The sequence below is a fragment of the Floccifex sp. genome (genome assembly GCF_051873495.1).
Classification (GTDB): Bacteria; Bacillota_I; Bacilli_A; order Erysipelotrichales; family Erysipelotrichaceae; genus Floccifex.
The window spans coordinates 1-2,864 of the sequence record NZ_JBJEEX010000026.1 but is presented as its reverse complement, the minus strand read 5'-3'; the positions used below and the strand labels follow the sequence as shown (position 1 = coordinate 2,864).

Sequence of the window (2,864 nt, the reverse complement as noted above, 5' to 3'; positions counted from 1 at the left end):
CCATTTTCCAGCTTACGAATCTCTCTGATTCGATCTTTGATATACATCCTCTGTTCAGGTGTAGGGAGAAGCTCCAGGGATGCTTCATTTCCAACAGGCATGTAGTGGAAATACATAGCATATCTGCATCCCTTATCTACCATAAGTTTTACGAATTCTTTACTGGTCACCGACTCACAATTCTTTGAAGTGTAGCAGATGGATGTACCGAAGATCAGTCCATTTTCCTTAAGTAACTCCATTGCATGCATAACCTTTCCATAGACGCCTGCTCCTCTACGTAAGTCATTTACCTCAGGTGAACCCTCAAGACTAATTGCCAATGCCAGATTTCCGACTCTCTTCATTTCCTTACAAAAAGCTTCATCAACTAACGTACCATTTGTAAATGCAAGAAATTGACATTCGTGATGCTCCCCACACAACTTGATGATGTCATTTTTTCTCACTAATGGTTCCCCGCCTGTAAACATATAGAAATAGACACCTAATTCTTTTCCCTGTTTTACTACATTTGATAATTCATCATAGGAAAGATTCAGTTTATTTCCATATTCAGCAGCCCAGCAGCCGGTGCAATGAAGATTGCAGGCACTGGTGGGATCCATTAAGATCAGCCATGGAATATTGCAATTATGTACAGTTCTCATTTTACGAATTGTTTTTGTACCATGAAGCATAGCCTCAAAACCAAAATTCAAAATGGTTGTCTTTATTACATTCGGATCTAACTCATCCATTAAACGATTCAAATATTGATTCAGCGCACAGTCCTTGTTACAAGTCATTTCTCTTACTTTGTCATAATCTATGTCAAGCTTCTCACCTGACATATATTTTTCCATAAAGTCAATGAGCTCAATCATTTCCTTTTCTCTGTCTTTATCAATATTTTTGACCAATACATCAATTATTTTTGAAGCGGTTGCTCTAGCTGCTGTATGTCCTAAATTACTCATTTCTAATTCCTCCGTTTGTACTATTATTTATTAGTCAATATCAATAATATCTTTTTGCATATTCTTAATTGTTCTTACTGTATTTGTAACTACTACAAGATTCATTACTCCATCTAGGCAAATACCCAGACCAACCATTCTGACAATTAGATTGGTTGTTTTCATCGGAGAAAACAAAAGCAGTGCTCCAACAATTCCGGATGCTATAGCTGTTATCAAAATCCATTTCCATCTTTCAATTCCAAATCTCTTTGCCTCAAATGCTGTTTGAATTTTTAATGCTGCATCAACTAACATAAATATGCCTATACAAAATGCAAGAATTTCTACAATATGATCAGTTCGAAAAATCATCAAAGCTCCCAATATCATGGAAACGATACCCAATCCAAAATCAAATTGAAAGGCTAATTGAAACAGATCCTTTGTGAAATAGCTTGATATTTTTGCCAGTCCATATATCATGAAAAATACACCACAAATCTTACACAAGACATCTAACCCTAATCCTGGCCAAACCAATAATATTGCGCCACCAACAATACAGAATATTGTCATTACCACATACACATTCTTCGCTGTTTTTAAGTTCTTCATTTATTCTGCCTCCTTATGTGTATTGATAATAATCTAATTGTCTTTCTCTTTAAATAGACAAAAAAATAACAGTGTCCAAATTTTTGGGCACTGTTGTAAATGTGTCTAGTTTTTACTTTTTTCTTTTTCTATTTGAGCAATTAACGCCTTGATTGTAGCTTGATAGGACACCGACATTCTATAAATTAATCGTTCCTGTGAATCCTGCATACCATGTTGTAACCATCGGAGCGTATTACCAATCATAGAATTACTATAGAAATGTGTTACAAATCTAATATCATCCTCCGATAAATTCGTCCCTATAACCTCTTTTCTCACATATTTCTCCACAAAATCCTCTGTAACATCATAAAAATATTTCAAAATCATATCTCTATTTTTTGAATTATAGAGGTGAAATACTGCCTTCTTATATTCAAGAACAAGGTGATACTTCTGCAAATATTCCTCATAAAAATTTTTGTATTCTTGTTTTTCTTTTAATGATTTTTCCGTTTCACTTTTCAGTAATTCCTCTAATACCTGATAAATATCGCTATAATAATAATAAAAGGTATTTCTATTAATCTCACACAATTCACAGATATCCTTTACTGTTATTTTATCAATTGGTTTTTCTTGCAACAACTTAAGTAGGCTATACATAATTGCCTGCTGAGTAAATTTAGCCATAACGACACCTCACTCTATTGAATAAGTCTGCTTATAATAAGGTACATTTATAAAATAGAGTATACATCCCTCTATTTTATATGATAACATTCAATTTACATATTTTCAAATATATTCTCTCAGGCAACTTGTTATGTTATTTCTGTTAATTTGACTTATTATTCAATTATTGAAGAAATGTAAATACTTTCACTTGTTCTATTGCTATCTTCCTTAGTTCCTTACTCTGTATCTGTTGCAATATCATAGCCATCTTCATTACCTCAGAATCAATATCCTCATCTTGTTCTCCTACCAGATAAAATACAGATGTATCCAATATTTTCGCAATCTGCTTCAATATACTGACTTTTATATCAATCTTATCATTCTCATATGCAGAGATTGTAGACTTCTTTGTCAAAAGTGCCTCTGCCAGCTCCTCCTGTGTCATTCCTAATTTTACTCTGCATTCTCTGATTCTCATTCCAATTGTCTTTTCCATCTTTCTCTCCATTTCCGGAGCAAAAACGAAAACAGACGCAAATAAAGGAGTCGACAAAACGAATACCAATAAGACCGGTGACAAAATGCCACCCGGCTCTATTTCCGTTTTGTCGGCTCCTAATAGTTCTATGCTAATTCCAGCTCGTT

4 protein-coding genes are annotated in these 2,864 nt (G+C 34.0%); all 4 read right to left on the bottom strand.

Going from position 1 to position 2,864, the window contains the following annotated elements:
- Positions 1–959, bottom strand: a 959-nt coding sequence (locus ACI313_RS01670; RefSeq protein ID WP_439755131.1) for a radical SAM protein, incomplete at its 3' end; no start/stop codon positions are given.
- Between the two features lie 30 nt (positions 960–989).
- Positions 990–1,556, bottom strand: a complete 567-nt coding sequence (locus tag ACI313_RS01665; RefSeq protein WP_439755130.1) for an HdeD family acid-resistance protein — start codon at positions 1,554–1,556, stop codon at positions 990–992.
- Between the two features lie 105 nt (positions 1,557–1,661).
- On the bottom strand, positions 1,662–2,231 hold the full coding sequence (locus ACI313_RS01660) for a TetR/AcrR family transcriptional regulator (protein ID WP_439755129.1): 570 nt from the start codon (positions 2,229–2,231) through the stop codon (positions 1,662–1,664).
- Between the two features lie 166 nt (positions 2,232–2,397).
- Positions 2,398–2,864 (bottom strand): helix-turn-helix domain-containing protein (locus tag ACI313_RS01655; RefSeq protein WP_439755128.1); only part of this gene is annotated, 467 nt, incomplete at its 5' end.